Below are 18,812 nucleotides of genomic sequence, written 5' to 3'. Positions count from 1 at the left end.
GGTGTCCTCACTCCGCCGACCGGATGCGCCGCAGCAGCAGCACGTTGACTGCCGAGAACGCGGCGATGAACAGGAACAGCACCCACGCGATGGTCGCGGCGTACCCGAACCGCTGGCCGGTGAACGCGTTCTGCACGAGGTACATGGCGGCCGTCTGGAACTGGCCGGTCGTGCCCCCGTTGATCGAGTTCGCCCCGGGGTTGAACAGCAGCGGCTCGGTGAACAGCTGCGTCCCGCCGATGGTGGCCACGATGGTGACGAAGATGAGGGTCGGGCGCAGCATCGGCACCGTGATCGACCAGAAGGTGCGCCAGCCGTTCGCTCCGTCGATGCGGGCCGCCTCGTAGATCTCCGTCGGCACCGACTGCAGCGCGGCCAGCAGGATGAGGGCGTTGTACCCGGTCCAGCGCCAGTCGACCATCGTGGAGATGGCGATCCAGCTCGACCAGCGGTGGTCCTGCCAGGCGATCGGGTCGACCCCGACGTGGCCGAGCAGCCAGTTGAAGAGGCCGAAGTCGCGGCTGAACATCAGCGTGAAGATGATGCCGACGGCGGCGACCGACGTGACGTTCGGCAGCAGGATCCCCATGCGCCAGAACGTCGCCGAGCGCAGGCGGGAGTTCAGCATCTGCGCCAGGACCATGGCCAGCACCAGCTGCGGCACGGTCGCGATGACGAACATCGCGAACGTGTTGAGCATGGCGTTCCAGAAGTCCGAGTCCTGCATCAGCTCGGCGTAGTTGCCCAGTCCCACCCAGCCCTGGTCCCCCGCCAGCAGGCTCCAGTCGTGGGTGCTCACCCATGCCGTGTAGAGCAGCGGGAAGAGGCCGAAGACCGCGAACAGGATGAAGAACGGCGAGACCATCGCGTACGGCGTGAGGCCGGCGTCGGCGCGCCGGAGCAGGCGCCGCAGGCGACCGGGGGGCGCTGCCCGGGTCGGGAGCGTGGAGGTCGGCGTCGTGGTGGTCACGGGCGTCCCCTTCCGAGGTGGCTGGTGGCGTTCCGAGTGGTTGGTGGCGGTCGGGCGCCGGTACGCGAGAGGACCGGCGCCCGACCGCAGTCGGGGTGGCGGGCGGGAGCCCGACCTACTTGGCGGCCTTCTCGGCAGCCGACACGGCTTCCTTCCAACCGTCCGCGGCACTGCGCTGGCCGCCCTCGACGCTGCGCATGGCGTTCTCGACCGCGTCGCGCACGGGCTGGTTCTTCGCCCCGAGGAAGACCGGCTTGAGGTTGGCCGCGCCTGCCACGAAGAGCTCACCCACGGGCGCGTTGTTGAAGTACTCGTTCTTCGCGTCCTTCAGCGCCGGGTCGGTGTAGAGCGTCGGGTTCGAGGGCAGGTTGCCGACAGCCTTGAAGGCGGCGAGCTGGCTGGACCCGCTCGTCAGGAACTTGGCGAGCTCGACGGCCTCCTTCTGGTGCTTGCTCTGCTTGGGAACGCCGAGCCACGAGCCACCCCAGTTGCCGCCGCCGCCAGGGACGGTGGTGATGTCCCACTTGCCGCTGTTCTCGGCACCGGCCTGGTCCTTGATGTAGCCGGTCATCCACGCGGGACAGGCGAGCGTCGCGAACGAGCCGCTCTTGAAGCCGGCGTTCCACTCCGGGGAGAACGACTTGAGCTTGGCCGACAGGCCCGAGTCGACCATCTTCAGGCTCTCGTCCCAAGCCGCCTTCACACCGGGGTTCGAGTCGATGACGAGCTTCTCGTCGCGGTCGAAGTAGGTGTGGTCCGAGGACTGCATGAGGATCGAGTTGTAGGTGTTGGTGGCGCTGTCCACGAAGTGCGACTTGGGGTCCTTGATCCCGGCCTCGTAGCGCTTGCCGGTGGCGATGTAGTCGTCCCACGTCGGCCAGAGCTTGGCCACCTCGGCGCGGTCGGTGGGCAGCCCGGCCTTCTGGAACAGGTCACGGCGGTAGCACATCGCCAGGCCGCCGACGTCGGTGCCGAGGCCGATCGTCGTCTTGCCGTCGCCCGTCGTGGCGTTTGCGTACTTCCACGGGAGGAAGTTGCCCTTGAGGTCGTTGCTGCCGTAGTCCTGCAGGTTCACGAACTTGTCCGCGCTCTGCAGGAACCCGACGATCTGGCCCTCCTCGAGGGCGACGACGTCGCCGGCGCCGGAGCCGGCCGCGATCCGCTGGATGAGCTGGGTGTTGTACTTGCCGAGGTCACCCTCCGCCGTCTCGACGACGGTCACGTTGGGGTGGTCCTTCATGTACTGCTTGTACAGGTCGGTGTAGCCGAACTTGCCGAAGGTGCTCACCCGCAGGGTGACCTTCTCCTTGCCGGCCGTGCCGGCGCCCCCGTCGTTGCCACCGCACGCGGCGGTGGAGAGGGCGACCGTTGCGAGAAGTGCGGCTGACCCGATCAGCCTGCGCGAGGGGATGTGCACCGTTGCACCTTTCCGTCGGGCCCCCTTCACTGGGAGCGCTCCCGAGAATGGAGCCGTATGCCGGTGGAGCCGGTCAAGGGGCAGTGTGGGAGCGATCCCATTTCGTGACCTCTTCGTGACCTTGTCAGCGCTTACATCGGTCATCTGCGCCTCTCGAGGCGCCAGGCCGGTGGCGCACCCCACGGGCCCCGACAGGCACGCCCGCGACCCCGAGCCGGGCACCCCGCGACCCGGGCGCCACGGTGCCACCGTCCGGGGTCTTGCGTCACCGGCATACGCGATATAACGTGTTCGCAACGCGATATAACGCGACAGGACGAGAGGAACTCCCATGGCCCAGGAATGGACGCTCGACAGCCCCCGGGTGCTCGACATCGGTGGCGAGGGCGAGCGCGTCAGCAGACTCAGCGTCGCCGTGGTCGGTGGTCAGGTGGACGTGGTCACGCACACCGACTCCCCCACCGCCCGGCTCGAGGTCTCCGCGATCCGGGGCACGCCGCTGCGGGTGGTGTGGGACGGCTCGCTGCTCAAGATCACCCATGGCGTCGAGGGCGACACCATCCTGGGCAAGCTGCGCCAGAGCGTGGAGTGGTTCGACCGCAACCGCGTGACGCTGAGCCTGTCCGTGCCGGAGGAGGCCGTCACCTCGGTGAGCACGGTGAGCGCGAGCGGACTGCTCGCCGGGCTGCGTGCGGGCGCCAAGGTCAACACGGTCTCCGGGACGATGACCCTGGACGACGTCACCGGCCCGGTCGACGTCAACACCGTCTCCGGCGAGGTCGAGTGCGGGAACCTGCACGGGCTGCTCAAGGTCAACTCCGTCTCGGGGGCGGTGACCGCCCGGCACAGCGACCTCGAGGAGGTCGGGATCCACACCGTGAGCGGCGACGTCACCCTCGACCTGACCAACGCCGGGCCCACGATCTCCTCGAGCTCGGTGTCCGGCGACGTCACGGTGCGGGCGCCGCACCACGGCTACGACGTCAAGGCCAGCACGGCCACCGGGTCGGTCGTCATCGACGGCCTCACGATCGACCGCAACTCCCGCCGGAACGGCGGCCGGCTCACCGCCGGGGACGGCGGCCTGCGGCTGAAGGCCAACGCGGTCTCCGGCGACGTGGTGGTGCTCCAGCCCAGCGGTGCCGGGCCCGACACGACTGCGGGGGCCGGCGCGTGAGCCCGGTCTTCGCGCACGGCCAGCTGCGCCTCTACCTGTTGGCCCTCCTCGACGACGGGCCCCGGCACGGCTACGAGGTGATCCAGGACCTCGAGCAGCGGTTCAACGGCCTCTACTCCCCCAGCGCCGGCACCGTGTACCCGCGCCTCGCCAAGCTCGAGGAGGAAGGGCTCGTCGAGCGCACCGACGAGGGGCGCAAGGCCGTCTACCGCATCACGGACGCGGGTCGCGCCGAGGTCCGTGCCCGCCAGGACGACCTCGCCCACCTCCAGGTCGACCTCGACGACTCCGTGCGCCAGCTCGCGCAGGAGGTGCGCTCACGCGTGCGGGGCGAGACGAGCGACCTGCGGGCCGAGCTCAAGGCGGCCGCCCGCGAGGCGAGGCGCACCGCCACCCCCGCCGGGGGCGGGGACGCCTGGAGCAGCTGGACGGGTGGTGACGCGCAGGCGTTCGGCGACCTGGAGAAGGCCGTGCAGCAGCTGCGCCGCGACGCCCGGGACGCGTGGAAGCGGCACGGGGTCACCGCGGAGCAGAGCCGGGAGATCGTGGCGATCCTCGGCGAGGCGTCCGAACGGATCCGCGCGGTGCTCGTCCGCCGCTGACCGCGGTCCCTGCGGTCCACCGCGGCCGGAGGGACCCACCCGGTTTGCCGTGGTGCCGCCTCAGGTGCCCACCCGGTATGCCGTGGTACCGCCTCAGGTGCGGACGATGACGGTGCCGGCGGCCTTGTCGTGCAGGCCGCGGCCGTCCTTGTCCCAGAACATCGCCGGGAGGAAGAGGCACAGCAGGACGGTGCGCACGAGCACCTGGAACGGCCGCGCCGGACGGCCGTCGAGCGAGACCACCCGAAGTCCGACGAGGCGGTGGCCGAGCGTGCTGCCGAGGGTGCCGACGAGCAGCAGGTTCTCCACGGCGAAGACGGCAAGCAGCAGGAACGAGTCCGACCCGGTGGCCACACCGCGGAACGGCAGCGGGACGTGGAAGAGCGCGCTGGCGATGAGCTGGCAGACGACCCAGTCGATGACGACACCGACGAGGCGACGCCCGAAGCGGCCCACGGACCCGGCGCCGCTGGCCGGCATACCCAGGCGCTCACCGGGGTGCCCCGACGGCTCGCCGGTCCGTGCACCCGGGCCCTCGAGCCAGGAGCCGATGTCCTTGCGGTCGACCACGGAACCAGCCTCTCACGGCGTAACACCGGCGAAACATGCGGGTCATGCCCGGGCAATGCTGCCCCGCTAGGGTCGGTGGCGACCCCATCGGGCACGTGTGCCCGGACCACCACCAGGAGGCCCCTATTGTTCAGCAACGCTGACGAGGTCCTGAAGTTCATCAAGGACGAGGACGTCAAGTTCGTCGATGTGCGGTTCTGCGACCTGCCCGGCGTCATGCAGCACTTCAACGTGCCGGCCGAGACCGTGGACGCGGACTTCATGAAGAACGGCCAGATGTTCGACGGGTCCTCGATCCGCGGGTTCCAGGCCATCCACGAGTCCGACATGAAGCTCATCCCGGACCCGACGAGCGCCTACCTCGACCCGTTCCGGAAGGAGAAGACCCTCATCCTGAACTTCTCCATCGTGGACCCGTTCACGAACGAGGAGTACTCCCGGGACCCGCGCAACATCGCGGCGAAGGCCGAGGCCTACCTGAAGTCGACCGGCATCGCCGACACCGCGTACTTCGGCGCCGAGGCCGAGTTCTACGTCTTCGACGACGTGCGCTTCGAGACCAAGCAGAACGCCGGCTACTACTTCATCGACTCGGTCGAGGCGGCCTGGAACACCGGTCGCGATGAGGAGGGCGGCAACAAGGGGTACAAGACCCGCTACAAGGGTGGCTACTTCCCCGTGCCGCCGGTCGACCACTTCGCCGACCTGCGCGACGAGATGTCGCTGGCACTCAACGCCGCCGGGCTCTCCGTCGAGCGTGCGCACCACGAGGTGGGCACCGCCGGCCAGCAGGAGATCAACTACCGCTTCAACACCCTGAAGCAGGCCGCGGACGACGTCCTGAAGTTCAAGTACATCATCAAGAACGTGGCCTGGGAGGGTGGCAAGACCGTCACCTTCATGCCCAAGCCGCTGTTCGGCGACAACGGCTCCGGCATGCACAGCCACCAGTCGCTGTGGAAGGACGGCGAGCCGCTGTTCTACGACGAGCGCGGCTACGGCGGCCTGTCGGACCTCGCGCGCTGGTACATCGGTGGCCTGCTGAAGCACGCCCCCGCGGTGCTCGCGTTCACGAACCCGACGGTGAACTCCTACCACCGCCTGGTCCCCGGCTACGAGGCCCCGGTCAACCTGGTCTACTCGGCCCGCAACCGCTCGGCCTGCGTGCGCATCCCGATCACCGGTGACAGCCCCAAGGCCAAGCGCATCGAGTTCCGCGTGCCGGACCCGTCGGCCAACCCGTACCTCGCGTTCTCCGCGATGCTCATGGCCGGCCTCGACGGCATCAAGAACCGCATCGAGCCGCCGGAGCCCGTGGACAAGGACCTCTACGAGCTGCCGCCGGAGGAGCACGACGCCATCGCGCAGGTCCCCGGCTCGCTGCCCGAGGTGCTCGACGCGCTGGAGGCCGACCACGAGTTCCTGCTCGAGGGTGACGTCTTCACCAAGGACCTCATCGAGACCTGGATCGAGTGGAAGCGCAAGAACGAGGTCGACCCGATCCGGTTCCGCCCGCACCCGCACGAGTTCGAGATGTACTACGACATCTGACCGCTCCCGGACCCCTGCGCGGGTCCGACCGTGACGCACACGAGCCCCTGTCGGAACTCTCCGGCAGGGGCTCGGTCGTGTTCACCGGCTCGAGGGAGGGCCGATCAGAGGTAGCCGCCCCAACCGACGGTGAGGGCCCAGTTCACCTACCGCCGGGTGATCGGTACCGACTCAGACGATCCAGGTCGAGGTCGTCCCGACCACGCGGGACCCGTCGAGGTCGGCGAGCGACAGCCCGACGAACTGCTCCGCCTGGGCGGACGTCTGCCACCGGAACCTCGGCTGGTGGGTCGTCGCCGCCTCCACGATGACCTCGGCCGCCTGCTGCGACGTCTGCGCGTCGTCGAACGCGCCCGCCGTGCGCCGCAGGTATGCCGCGAGCAGCCCGGCATACGGGTCGCCGTCTTCGGCCCCGGCGTCCGCGCGGTGCACGTTCGCCGTGAACTCGCTCGCCACCGCCCCGGGCTCCACGACGCTGACGACGACACCGAAGGAAGCGGCGACGGGCGCGAGCGACTGCATGAGTCCCTCGACGGCGAACTTGGCACCGCAGTAGGCGTCCGCGAACGGCTGCCCCACCGCTCCCCCGACGCTCGTGACCGTCACCACGCGTCCGCGCCCCGCTGCGCGCATCCCCGGCAGCACCAGCCGCGTCAGGCGCGCGACGCCGAGGTAGTTGACGTCGAGCTGGGCCTGGAGCTGCTCGTCGCTGAGCTGCTCGAGGGTGGCCACTGCACCCCGTCCGGCGTTGTTGACGAGGACGTCGACGCCGCCGTGGTCGGCGACGACCCCGGCCACCGCCTCCACGGACTGGTGGGCGTCGGTGACGTCGAGGGCTCGCACGTCGACCTCGACCCCTGCCTCGTCGGCGGCGCGGCGCAGGTCTGCGTCCTTGGCCGTGTCCCGCATCGTCGCGACCACGGTGAGGCCGGCGCGGGCGAGGCCGATGGCGGTGTGCAGCCCCATCCCGCTGGAGGTGCCGGTGACGAGGGCGACATCCGCTCGACGGGTCATGCCGGGATCGTAGACCTGCGTCGGCTGCCCGGCCCGAGGACGCGGCGCGCCCACGTGGGCGCGGGGGGCCGTCAGTCGGAGTGCTTCGCGGTGGACCGTGCCAGGGGCAGCCTGACCGTGAACGTCGACCCCGCGCCCTCCTGCGACTCCACGTCGACGGTGCCACCCAGGCCGTCGACGACGGCCTTGACGATGGACAGCCCGAGCCCCGTCCCGGGCACGGCCCGGTCGGTCGCGGCCGCCGAGCGGTAGAACCGGCGGAACACCTGCCCGCGGTCACCGTGTGGGATGCCGATCCCGGTGTCGCGGAAGGCGATCCGCGCCATCGGGACGCCCTGGCCCCAGTGGGCCACGCCGCGGTCGACCCCACCGTCCGGGCCACCGACGGTGGGCTGCCCCTCGGCCGCGAGCACGAGCTCGACCCGGCCTCCGTCGGGCGTGAACTTGACGGCGTTCGAGAGCAGGTTGGTGACCACCCGCTCGAGCGCGGCGGGGTCGCCCTCGACGACGACGGGCCCTTCGGGGAGGTCGAGCCGCAGGTCGAGGTCGCGGTGCTGCGCCTGGACGACGGCCGCGTCCCACACGGTCTCCACCACGGGCACGAGGTCGCACGGCACGTGGGCGAGGTCGAGCTGGCCCGCCTCGATCCGCGAGTTGATGAGCAGGTCCTCGATGAGGGCCAGGAGCCTGCGCCCGTTGCGGTCGATCCTGGCGACCACCTCGTTCTGGCGCGGCGACAGCGGCCCCGCGCCGCCGTCCTCGAGCAGCTCGGTGTAGCCGAGCACGCTCGCCAACGGGGTCCGCAGCTCGTGGCTGACCGCGGAGAGGAAGTCGGTCTTGGTGCGGTCGAGCGCGGTCAGCTCCTCGACCGCCTCCCGCTCCCGGGCGAGCGCCTGGGCGGTGGCCAGGTCCGCCTCGCGGCGCTGGGTGACGTCCTCCGCCACGGTGAGGAAACCGGTGACCCGGCCCGAGGGGTCGAGGATCCGGCTCGTGGTGTGGTCGACGACGATCCGCTGACCGTCGCTCGTCAGCCAGGTCCAGTCGCGGTTCCGGCTCTCCCCCGTGCGCAGCACCTCGTGCACGATGACCTCGGGGCCGGGTTCGACGCCCTGCTGCCGGGCCGCCTCCTCGATCTCATCCGGGTCGTGCAGCTCGACCCAGTTGAGCTCACCCACCACGTCCTCCGCGGCACGGCCGAGCAGGTTCGTCGCCCCGGCGTTGAACAGGGTGATGACACCGTCACGGTCGGTGCCGATGATGGCCGTTGCGGCGGCCGAGTTGAGCACCGTCTCGATGAACAGCCGTGAGGCGAGCTCTTCGGTGACGTCGGTCCCCGTGCGGACCTCGTGTGTGCGCCTGCCGGCCTCGTCGGTCAGGAAGCCCCTGGACCACACCATCCGGCGCACTCCCAGGCCGTCGACGTCCCAGTCCTGCTCGCGCGGCCCTGCGTCCACGCCCTCAACGCCCTCGGCGCCCGGGACCGCCGAGCTGGTCGCCGGGTCCGCCGGGAACACCTCACCGACCGGCACCCCCACGACCTCGCTCTCCTGGCGACCCAGGTAGCGCGCGGCCATCGCGTTCACCCTCTCGACCCGCCCGTCGGGACCCACCACGACGATCGAGCTGGTGACGCTGTCGAGGACGACCGATGCGAACTGGGCTTCCCTGCGCAGGGCCTCCAGGGCGGTCCGGCGCTGGACGGTGGAGACGGCCAGGGCCAGCGTCGTGACCGCGGCGGTCACGAGGAACGCCTGCGTGAGGGCCCCGACCGTCTCCGGCCGGTACCCGCTCTGGCGGGCCGCCGTCGCGAAGGGCCCGTCCCCGCGGTTGGTGAGGACGATGACGACCACGCTCACGACCAGCAGCTGGGCTGCCACGGTGCGCAGGTGCAGCCTGGTCGCGCCCCACACGAGCACGGGCAGGGGGAGGAAAGCCAGCGGCACAGCGCGAGTCGTTCCGAAGACGGCGAGCGTGACGCCGATCAGGGCCACCCACTGCAGGACGTCCTCCAGGCGGAGCCGCTGGCTGCGTCGCGAGCGCACGACCACGCCGAGCGGCGCGATGACCAAGACCGCGGCAGCGTGCGAGGCCGCCACGGCGTATGCCGTCGGCAGGAACGTCCCTGCCAGCGTCAGCTCCACGGCCGCGCCCGCCAGCAGACCGAAAGTGGCCGCGCCCGCCACGGTGGCGAGCAGCAGGCGCCCCAGGTCCTCCAGGGACCCCAGCCGCGGTCGCCGGCCGCTGCCCGCCATGCAGGCCCAGAACACCGCCGACTCGGCCGCGTTCGCCACGCCGAAACAGGCTGCCGCGAGGGGCGGTCGGCCGCCGTACCAGTTGGCCAGCCCGGTGGCGACCAGGACGCCCAGCACCACCAGCCCGGCGCGGCGACGGTCGGGTCCTGTCGCGAGCAGGAAGGCCGCCGCCAGGCCAGCGGCGGGCCACCAGACCGCCACGGACGACCCGGCCGGGGCGAAGCGCACGGCCACGCCGCCCAGCACCACGACGCCGACCAGCACCAGCAGGAGGGCCGCGAGCCAGCTCCTGCTCAGCGGAGCACGTTCCCCGGGCGAGGCGAGCCGACGCAGCACCCCCGTCGAGGACAGGAGTGCCCCGCGCGCGAGGGCTGGGCGCCTCGGTGGCATGCCTCATCCTTGCGCACGTTGGGGCCAGACGCGCCCAAACCGGCCGAACCGCACCCGACCCGCCGAAAATGACCCCCGACCGAGGGGCAGGGAACGAACGCGCAGCGGCAGAACGTGCCGCCGCCGAGGATGTGCAGCGACCGAGGATGTGCAGCGACCGAAGGCGCAGCGGGCGGCCTCAGCGGCGGCTGGTCTCGTCGTTCAGCCGGGGCCTCAGCGGCGGCTGGTCTCGCTCTGCACCGGGCGCGTCGCGGGCCGCCTGTCGGCCACCTGACCGCCGACGCCGTCGCGGCGGTCGAGCTCGGAGAGGTCCTCGTCCATGACCGGGGCGATGCGGTCGAGGATGCGCTGCCACACGGTGACCGGACCGTCCTTTCGCGAGGATCGACGTCGTTTGCTGCGTACGTCTCCCACGGTCTCGCAGGAGGGCGCCGACCGCATGTCGGAACCCGTCGGGTCCTCCTTTGGTCCGCCGGGGCCGCCCGTTCGGCGGACCTGTCCCCGGCCCGTGCCGAGGTGCCGGGCGGACCGTGCACGCGCGCCCCTGTCCGTCCTCACCCGCGTCGCCACCTCATGCGAGGCGCACCGTCGTCGGGAGGCTGGCCGACTCGACCGTCACCTCGAACCACACGGTGGTGCCCGCCGAGGTGCGGTGGGCACCGAAGGCGTCACTGATCGCACGCACGAGCGACAACCCACGCCCGCGCACGGCCATGGGGTCGCCGCCGGTGAGCAGCGGCTCGCCACGGTTGCCGCTGTCGGCGACGGTGACCGTGAGCAGACCCGGCTCCATGTCCATGCTCAGGTGTGACTCCGTGCCCGCGTGCAGCACCGAGTTGGTGATGAGCTCGGAGATCCCGGTGACGACGGTGTGCTGGTCGCCCTCGCTGACGCCCCACGAGCTGAGGTTGTCCCGCGCCCAGTCGCGCGCCGCCCGGACCGACTCGGGCAGCGGGGGCACGACCACGGAAGCCCGCCGGTGCCCAGACGGGGACCGCCCGACCGCCAGCACGGCGCAGTCGTCCTCCTGGCCGGACGTCTCGATCATGGCGTCGATGACGTGCTGCGCGACGCTGCGCGGGCTGCCAGGCGGCACCTCGCCGAGGACGGCGAGGAGCCGGCTCTCCCCTGCGTCGAGCGCCTCGCCGCGGCGCTCGATGAGGCCGTCGGTGAAGCTCAGGAGGATGTCGCCGACGTCGAGCCGCAGGCGGTGCACGGGTCGGTCGCCCTCGATCCCGAGCGGTGGGCCCACCGGCATCGACAGGAGCCGGGCCCGGGGCAGCCCGTCGGCGCGGGACAGCCGGCCCGACAGGAGTGCGGGCAGGGGGTGCCCCGCGCTGGCGAGCACCAGCTCACCGGAGGACGGGTCGATGGTGCCGAACAGCATCGTGACGAACAGCTCGCCCCCGAACGACAGGCCGGGGCGGGCCCCGCTCGAGCCCAGTGGGAGCGACGCGGGCCACAGGGCGTTGAGGTCGGTGACGACGCGGTCCAGCGCCTTCATCACGGCGGCGGGCCGCGAGTCCGTGAGGGCGGCGCCACGGATCGCGGCGCGCACCTGCCCCATCACGGTCGCGGCCATCACCCCTCTCCCGGCCACGTCGCCGATCACGAGTGCCAGCCGGCCGTCGGGGAGGAAGAACGAGTCGTAGAAGTCGCCGCCGGCCACCGTGCCCTCGGAGACGGGCTCGTACCGGGCGGCGATGCTCACCTCGTCCGGCTGGGGCAGGTTCGGCGGCAGGAGGGTCCGCTGCAGCAGCTCGGCTGTGGTCCGCTCCATGTCGTACACCACCGCCCGGCGCAGGGCCTCGCCCACGAGGTCGCGGAACGGCGACACCACGGCCAGCACGTCCTGCGGGACCCCCGACGACTCGCGGCTCAGGGTGAGCACGGCCTCGATGTCCCCGCCCGGCAGGGCGATGGCGACGTGTTCGCCCTGCTCGCTGACGTAGGTGCCGCCCTCCTCGGCCGTCCGCTGCACGAGCTCGAGGACGTCATCGCCGACCTCGGACCAGATGAGCGGGAGCCGCTCCTCGTCCGGTGACAGGTTCTCGATGCGGTGCCGTCGCGCCATCCGCCAGCCCGTGGGGCCGGGCGACGGCAGGCACACCGTCGCGGAGAGGGCGTCGAACGCGGCCATGCTCTGGCGCAGCACCACCTTGCACACGTCGTCCACGGTGACGGCGACAGCGAGCGAGGTGGCGAGCCGGGCGACGGCCCGGGCGCGGCCGATCGCCGACGTCGTCTCGATCGCCACGTGGAGGACCGCCAGCAGCGAGCCGTCCTCGTCGGGCACGGGCCAGCCGGCGCGCATGAAGTAGCCCGTCCCAGGCTCGGAGGACCGCCACGGCAGATCGAGCTGGGCACCCTCCTGGAGGAAGGACGTGCCGCTGTTGAGCACGCCCTCGAACTCGGGGCCGACGAGCAGGTCGCCCCACACCTCGGGCGCGACGTCGGCCGCGGCCCGGCCGAACGCCGACGGGTGGCGGTCGCCGAGCAGCTCGGCGAACGCGTCGTTGTACAGCAGGGCGAACGACGGCCCGCACAGCAGCGCCATCGGCACCGGGCAGCCGACCACGAGGTCCCACGCGGCGACGAGGCGGGCGGGCCACTGCTCGCGGGCGCCCAGCGGCGTCTGGTCCCGGTCCAGCCGGGTCACCAGGCTCCGCACAGCGAACGCCGATCCCTCACTCACGAACAGTCCCATCCACGATCACGTCGACGTCCATCCGGCACCGCACCCCCAGCCTAGGACCCGGCACGGGAAAGACACGGCTTACGAAGCATTTTGCGCCGGCGCGTCCACCACGCGGTCACGTGCCCCTGCCTGGTCGGCGAGGAAGGCCCACTCCCAGGCCACCTGGCGCCAGCTGTCGTACCGGCCGCTCTTCCCGCCGTGCCCGGCCGACATCTCGGTCCGCAGCAGCACCGGGCGCTCCACCGGGTCGCTGGTCGTCTCCTCGCGCAGCCGTGCGACCCACTTCGCGGGCTCGGTGAAGTACACCCGTGTGTCGTTGAGGGATGTCGTCGCGAGCACCGCGGGGTATGCCGCGCGCCGCACGTTCTCGTACGGCGAGTAGGACTTCATGTACGCGTACACCTCGGGGTCGTGCAGCGGGTTGCCCCACTCCTCCCACTCCACGACCGTGAGCGGCAGGCTCGGGTCGAGGATCGTGGTGAGGGCGTCGACGAACGGCACCGCCGCGTGCACGGCCCGGAAGAGCTCCGGCGCGAGGTTGACGGCTGCGCCGATGAGCAGGCCGCCGGCCGAACCCCCTTCTGCGACAAGCCGGTCGGGCGCGACCCAGCCGGTGTCGACCAGGTGCCGGGCGCAGGCCACGAAGTCGGTGAAGGTGTTCTTCTTGGACCCGAGCTTGCCCTCGTCGTACCACGCACGACCCATCTCGCCGCCGCCACGGACGTGCGCGATGGCGTAGACGAAGCCCCGCTCGAGCAGGGACAAGCGGGCCACCGAGAAGTACGGGTCCGAGGACAGCTCGTAGGAGCCGTATGCCGTGACGAGCCCCGGGTGCGACCCGTCGGGGACGGCGCCGGCGCGGTGCACGACGGAGATGGGCACGCGGGTGCCGTCTGGGGCGACGGCCCACTCGCGGCGCTGCTCGTAGGCCGAGGGGTCGTACCCACCGAGGACGGGCTGCTGCTTGAGCAGGGTCAGCTCGCGGGTCCGGATGTCGTAGTCGTAGACGGTCTTCGGCGTGACGAGCGACTCGAAGCCGACCTGCAACGTCCGGGTCGCGGGCTCGGGGTTGTCGCCGAGCCACACGTGGTGGACGGGCTCGTCGAGCTCGATGTCGTGCCAGGCGCCGTAGCCGGTCTCGCTGGACGGGTCGCGGTCGACCACCCGCAGGGCGGTCAGGCCGTTGCGCCGCAGGGACAGCACCGCCACGTCGTCGAACGCCTCGATCCCCTGGAACCGCTCGCCCTCGCCGGAGCGCATCAGCGGCTGCCACTGGTCGGCGGAGGTCGCGTCGAGGGGGGCCCACGCCAGGTCCGAGTCGATCGAGTCTGCGTTGTGGACGATGAGCAGCCGGTCGGCGGCGGGCTCCACGTCGTACTCCACGCCGTCCCGGCGCGGCGCCACCACGCGGAACTCCCCGAGCGGGTCCGCGGCATCGAGCAGGTGGACTTCGGAGGTGGTCTTCGAGCCCAGGCCGAACATCAGCCAGCGGTCGTCGCGGGAGGAGCCGAGCCCCATCCAGAACCGCTCGTCGTCCTCCTGCAGGACCAGGACGTCCTGCGCGGTGGGCGTGCCCACCTCGTGCCGCCACACCTGGTGCGGCCGCCACTGCTCGTCCACCCGCAGGTAGAACACGAACCGCCCGTCGAGGGAGAAGACCACGCCGTACCCGATCCCGGACACGGCGTCGTCGAGCACCTCACCGCTCTGCAGGTCCTTGACGCGCAGGGCGAACCGTTCGTCGCCCTCGGTGTCGACGGCATACGCCAGCCGCTGGTGGTCCGGGCTCACGGTGAGCGCACCCAGCGAGAAGAAGTCGTGCCCCTTGGCCTCGACGTTGCCGTCGAGCAGCACCTGCTCCCCCGGCACCGGCTCGCGGGCGTCCAGGGACGGCCGCGGCTGCCCGTCCACGCGGGGCGCGCGGCACTCCACGGAGTACTGCGACCCCTCGAAGCTGCGCGAGTAGTACCACCAGGGCCCGCTCGCGACCGGCACCGACAGGTCGGTCTCCTGGGTCCGCGAGCGGATCTCCTCGAAGATGGCCTGGCGCAACGGCTCGAGCGAGGCGGTCCTCGCCTCGGCGTACGCGTTCTCGGCCTCGAGGTGCGCGCGCACCTGCGCGTCGTCCTTGTCGCTCAGCCACGCGTAGGGGTCGACGACGACGTCGCCGTGGTGCTCTCGGGTGCTCTCCCGGCGCTGGGCGCGGGGTGCGTCGGGGGTGCTGCTCACGGAGCCACCCTAGGAGATCGGCGGTCCCGTGGTGCCCCTCCCCCGCCGCACGGTCGCGCCACACGAGCGGTCGGGACCGCCGCGCCCGCGGCCGACTCAGCCGGCGAGGCAGCGTGGCCCGAGGATCACCTTGAGGTCGCCGAAGAGCGCGTCGGTGGCGTTGACCCGGTACGTGTCCTCGAGCCGCATGAGCACCGACCGCCCGGGCTGGCTCAGCCGGACGTGCACCTCGGTCGAGCCGGGGTGCGAGGACAGGACGGCCTTGAGCTCCTCGACTTTGGTCTGGGTGGCCCGGTTGGTGTCGATGGTGACCACCACCGGCCCGCGCGGGCCCTCGGAGATGTCGGGCAGTGTCAGGTCGGAGGCGTAGATCGACGGGGTGTCGTCGCGCCGGTTGACCCGCCCCTTGACCACGACCACCGCGTCGTGGACCAGGGCGTGCCGCACCGTCTCGTACGCGGACGGGAAGAACAGGCACTCGATCGCACCCTCGAGGTCCTCGACCGTGACGATGGCCCAGAGGTCGCCCTTCTTGGTGCGCTTGACCGACAGGCCGGTGATGAGGCCGGCGATGGTGACCGTCGCGCCCTCGGGCTTGCCGTCCTCCCCCGTCAGGCTGGCAATCGAGGTGTCGGCGTGCGAGGACAGCACGTGCTCGATGCCGAACAGGGGGTGGTCCGAGACGTAGAGGCCGAGCATCTCGCGCTCGAACCCGAGCAGGGTCTTCTTGTCCCACTCCACGCCCGGGATGGGCGGCAGCACCGAGAAGTCGACCGAGGCGCCCGAGTCGTCGTCGCCGAAGCCGCCGAACAGGCTGTCCTGGCCGATCGCCTCCTGGCGCTTGATGTCGACGAAGTTGTCGACGTACGCCTCGTGCACCCGCAGCAGCCCCTGCCGGGTCTCGGCGAGGCCGTCGAACGCACCCGCCTTGATGAGCGACTCGATGGTGCGCTTGTTGCAGACCACGGCTGGGCACTTGGACAGGAAGTCCTTGAACGAGGTGAAGCGGCCCTTCTCCTCGCGTGCCTGCACGATCGCCTCGACGACGTTGTGGCCGACGTTGCGGATGGCCTGCAGGCCGAAGCGGATGTCGGTGCCGACGGCCGCGAACCGCGCCACCGAGTCGTTGACGTCGGGCGGGAGCACCTTGATGCCCATCCGCCGGCACTCGCCGAGGTAGAGGGCGGACTTGTCCTTGTCGTCGCCGACACTGGTGAGCAGCCCGGCCATGTACTCGGCGGGGTAGTTCGCCTTGAGGTAGGCGGTCCAGTACGACACCAGCCCGTATGCCGCGGTGTGCGCCTTGTTGAACGCGTAGTCCGAGAACGGGACCAGGACGCCCCAGAGGGCAGCGATGGAGGCCTCGTTGAACCCGTTGGCCTTCATGCCCTCGGAGAAGGGGACGTACTCGGCGTCGAGCACCTCCTTCTTCTTCTTGCCCATGGCGCGGCGGAGCAGGTCGGCGTTGCCGAGGGTGTAACCCGCGAGCTTCTGGGCGATCTCCATGACCTGCTCCTGGTAGATGACCAGGCCGTAGGTGGTGCCGAGGATCGGGCCGAGGGCGTCGATCATCTCCTGCTGGAGCTTGCCCTCGAGCTGGGGGTCGAGCGGCGTGAGTGCCTGCTTGCCGTTCTTGCGCAGGGCGAAGTTGGTGTGGGCGTTCACGCCCATGGGGCCGGGGCGGTACAGCGCGAGGGCCGCGGAGATGTCCTCGAAGTTGTCCGGCTGCATCAGCTTGAGCAGCGTGCGCATGCCGCCGCCGTCGAGCTGGAAGACGCCGAGGGTGTCACCGCGGGCCAGCAGCTGGTACGTGGCCTTGTCGGTCATGTCCTTGGACAGCGCGTCGAGGTCGATGTCCTCGCCGCGGTTGGCCTTCACGTTGTCGATCGCGTCGTCGAGGATCGTGAGGTTGCGCAGTCCGAGGAAGTCCATCTTGACCAGGCCGAGCGACTCACAGCTCGGGTAGTCGAACTGGGTGATGACCTGCCCGTCCTGCAGGCGGCGCATGATCGGGATGACGTCGATCAGCGGCTCGCTGGACATGATGACGCCGGCCGCGTGGACGCCCCACTGCCGCTTCAGGCCCTCGAGGCCCATCGCGGTGTCGACGACCTCCTTGAGGTGCGGCTCGGACTCGACGAGGGCACGGAACTCGACGCCCTCGCCGTACCGCTTGTGCTCCTTGTTGTAGATCTCCGAGAGCGGGACACCCTTGCCCATGACGTCCGGCGGCATCGCCTTGGTGAGCTGCTCCCCCACCGAGAACGGGTGCCCCATGACGCGAGCGGCGTCCTTGACGGCCTGCTTGGCCTTGATCGTGCCGTAGGTGACGATCTGCGCGACGCGCTCGGCGCCGTACTTCTCGGTGACGTACTTGATGACCTCACCGCGCCGGCGCTCGTCGAAGTCGACGTCGAAGTCGGGCATCGACATGCGCTCGGGGTTGAGGAACCGCTCGAAGATGAGGCCGTGCGGGATCGGGTCGAGGTCGGTGATCCGCATGGCGTAGGCGCACATCGACCCGGCACCGGACCCACGGCCCGGACCGACGCGGATGCCGTTGCGCTTGGCCCAGTTGATGAAGTCGGCGACGACGAGGAAGTACCCGGCATACCCCTTGGAGACGATGACCTCGGTCTCGAAGGCCGCCTGCTTCGTGGCGTACTCGGGGACACCATCGGGGAACCGCTCGCGCAGCCCGGACTCGACCTCCTTGACGAACCAGCTCTCCTCGTTCTCCCCGGGCGGGCAGGGGAACCGCGGCATGAACCGGCCCTCGCCCTCGGTGAAGGAGATGTCGCACATCTCGGCGATGAGCAGCGTGTTGTCGCAGGCCTCGGGCAGCTCGCGCCAGGTGTGGCGCATCTCGGCCGGGCTCTTGAGGTAGAAGTCGTCGGCGTCGAACTTGAACCGGTTCGGGTCCATGAGGGTCGACCCGGACTGCACGCACAGGAGGGCGGAGTGCGCCTTGGCGTCCTCCGGGCTGGTGTAGTGCAGGTCGTTGGTGGCCACCAGCGGCAGGTCGAGCTCACGAGCCAGGCGCAGCAGGTCCTTCTGCACGCGGCGCTCGATGTCGAGCCCGTGGTCCATGAGCTCGCAGAAGTAGAACTCCTTGCCGAAGATGTCGCGCATGTCGCTGGCGGCCTGCAGCGCCTCGCGGTACTGCCCGAGCCGCAGCCGGGTCTGGATCTCCCCCGAGGGGCAGCCCGTGGTGCCGATGAGGCCACCGGAGTACTGACTCAGCAGCTCGCGGTCGACGCGCGGCCACTTGGCGTAGACCTGGTCCAGGCTCGCCATGGAGTCCATCCGGAACAGGTTGTGCAGCCCGTTGTTGTTGCGCGCCAACAGGATCATGTGGGTGTACGCGCCGGAGCCGGACACGTCGTCGCCGGCCTGGTGCTCCTCGCCCCAGCGCACGCGCGTCTTGTCGGTGCGGTGCGTCCCGGGGGTCACGTACGCCTCGACGCCGATGATCGGCTTGACGCCGGTCCCCTGGGCCTTCTTCCAGAACTCGTAGGCCCCGAACACGTAGCCGTGGTCGGTGGTCGCCAGCGCCGGCATCCCCATCTCGGCGGCGCGGTTGAACAGGTCACCGATGCGGGCGGCACCGTCGAGCATCGAGTACTCGGTGTGCACGTGCAGGTGGACGAACGAGTCGGTGCTGGAGGCGTTCTGCGGGGACATCGGGACGATCCTAAGCCAGGGCGGTGACGGTCTTCGGCGTGTCGTCGGACGTGTCGTGGGCGGGTGTCCGCCACCGCCCGTCCGTCCCTCCGTCGGCGGCCATCGGACCTCGTGCAGCGGCCTCGTCGAGGGCGCTCGCAGACGCCCCTGATGGACCGCGGACATGCAAAAGGGCCACCCGTGATGGGTGGCCCTTTTGGTGAAGTATGTTCGGCTGCGTCCTACTCTCCCACACCGTCACCAGTGCAGTACCATCGG

The 18,812-nt window shown here is 70.7% G+C and carries 12 protein-coding genes; 3 read left to right on the top strand and 9 right to left on the bottom strand.

Going from position 1 to position 18,812, the window contains the following annotated elements; genetic code table 11:
• Positions 1-7 precede the first annotated feature (7 nt).
• Together J2X64_RS14430 and J2X64_RS14425 are read right to left on the bottom strand one after the other, a co-directional pair.
• On the bottom strand, positions 8-970 hold the full coding sequence (locus J2X64_RS14430) for a sugar ABC transporter permease (protein ID WP_310155943.1): 963 nt from the start codon (positions 968-970) through the stop codon (positions 8-10).
• A 115-nt stretch (positions 971-1,085) separates the two neighbouring features.
• Positions 1,086-2,387 (bottom strand): extracellular solute-binding protein, encoded by a 1,302-nt coding sequence (locus J2X64_RS14425; protein WP_310155939.1) that lies wholly within the window; start codon positions 2,385-2,387, stop codon positions 1,086-1,088.
• A 331-nt stretch (positions 2,388-2,718) separates the two neighbouring features.
• Here J2X64_RS14425 and J2X64_RS14420 point away from each other — a divergent pair, with 331 nt between their 5' ends.
• Together J2X64_RS14420 and J2X64_RS14415 are read left to right on the top strand one after the other, a co-directional pair.
• Positions 2,719-3,564 carry a DUF4097 family beta strand repeat-containing protein gene (locus J2X64_RS14420; protein ID WP_310155936.1) on the top strand — a complete coding sequence of 282 codons (846 nt, stop codon included), beginning with the start codon at positions 2,719-2,721 and terminating at the stop codon, positions 3,562-3,564.
• A complete protein-coding gene (locus J2X64_RS14415) occupies positions 3,561-4,166 on the top strand; it encodes a PadR family transcriptional regulator (protein ID WP_310155933.1) in 606 nt (201 codons plus the stop codon). The genes J2X64_RS14420 and J2X64_RS14415 overlap by 4 nt, the downstream gene beginning before the upstream one ends.
• A gap of 93 nt (positions 4,167-4,259) precedes the next feature.
• Here J2X64_RS14415 and J2X64_RS14410 read toward each other — a convergent pair whose 3' ends face one another.
• Positions 4,260-4,736: an RDD family protein gene (locus J2X64_RS14410; protein WP_310155930.1), complete on the bottom strand. Its 477-nt coding sequence runs from the start codon at positions 4,734-4,736 to the stop codon at positions 4,260-4,262.
• A 126-nt stretch (positions 4,737-4,862) separates the two neighbouring features.
• Between J2X64_RS14410 and glnA the strand changes: the two genes are divergently transcribed.
• On the top strand, positions 4,863-6,287 hold the full coding sequence (gene glnA, locus J2X64_RS14405; RefSeq protein ID WP_310155926.1) for a type I glutamate--ammonia ligase: 1,425 nt from the start codon (positions 4,863-4,865) through the stop codon (positions 6,285-6,287).
• A 171-nt stretch (positions 6,288-6,458) separates the two neighbouring features.
• Here the strand turns inward: glnA and J2X64_RS14400 are convergent, their stop codons facing one another.
• From J2X64_RS14400 to dnaE, 6 genes are all read right to left on the bottom strand, one after another.
• Positions 6,459-7,301, bottom strand: a complete 843-nt coding sequence (locus tag J2X64_RS14400; RefSeq protein WP_310155923.1) for an SDR family oxidoreductase — start codon at positions 7,299-7,301, stop codon at positions 6,459-6,461.
• A 71-nt stretch (positions 7,302-7,372) separates the two neighbouring features.
• Positions 7,373-9,943, bottom strand: a complete 2,571-nt coding sequence (locus J2X64_RS14395) for an ATP-binding protein (protein ID WP_310155920.1) — start codon at positions 9,941-9,943, stop codon at positions 7,373-7,375.
• A gap of 213 nt (positions 9,944-10,156) precedes the next feature.
• Positions 10,157-10,300, bottom strand: coding sequence for a hypothetical protein (locus J2X64_RS14390; RefSeq protein WP_310155918.1), 144 nt, complete (start codon positions 10,298-10,300; stop codon positions 10,157-10,159).
• Between the two features lie 214 nt (positions 10,301-10,514).
• Positions 10,515-12,638: a serine/threonine-protein phosphatase gene (locus J2X64_RS14385; RefSeq protein ID WP_310155915.1), complete on the bottom strand. Its 2,124-nt coding sequence runs from the start codon at positions 12,636-12,638 to the stop codon at positions 10,515-10,517.
• Positions 12,639-12,719: 81 nt separating this feature from the next.
• On the bottom strand, positions 12,720-14,870 hold the full coding sequence (locus J2X64_RS14380) for a S9 family peptidase (protein WP_310155912.1): 2,151 nt from the start codon (positions 14,868-14,870) through the stop codon (positions 12,720-12,722).
• Positions 14,871-14,966: 96 nt separating this feature from the next.
• Positions 14,967-18,554: a DNA polymerase III subunit alpha gene (gene dnaE / locus J2X64_RS14375; RefSeq protein ID WP_310155909.1), complete on the bottom strand. Its 3,588-nt coding sequence runs from the start codon at positions 18,552-18,554 to the stop codon at positions 14,967-14,969.
• Positions 18,555-18,812: the final 258 nt, after the last annotated feature.

The organism is Phycicoccus sp. 3266, from assembly GCF_031456495.1.
Classification (GTDB): Bacteria; Actinomycetota; Actinomycetes; order Actinomycetales; family Dermatophilaceae; genus Pedococcus.
Note: the sequence above shows the minus strand (reverse complement) of the source record. Positions and strands in the feature narration are given on the sequence as shown.

Excerpts from the sequence above, each read along its gene's own strand:
- J2X64_RS14420 (WP_310155936.1), top strand. The coding sequence starts at position 2,719 with ATGGCCCAGGAATGGACGCTCGACAGCCCCCGGGTGCTCGACATCGGT.
- dnaE (WP_310155909.1), bottom strand. The coding sequence starts at position 18,554 with ATGTCCCCGCAGAACGCCTCCAGCACCGACTCGTTCGTCCACCTGCAC.
- J2X64_RS14395 (WP_310155920.1), bottom strand. The coding sequence starts at position 9,943 with ATGCCACCGAGGCGCCCAGCCCTCGCGCGCGGGGCACTCCTGTCCTCG.
- J2X64_RS14400 (WP_310155923.1), bottom strand. The coding sequence starts at position 7,301 with ATGACCCGTCGAGCGGATGTCGCCCTCGTCACCGGCACCTCCAGCGGG.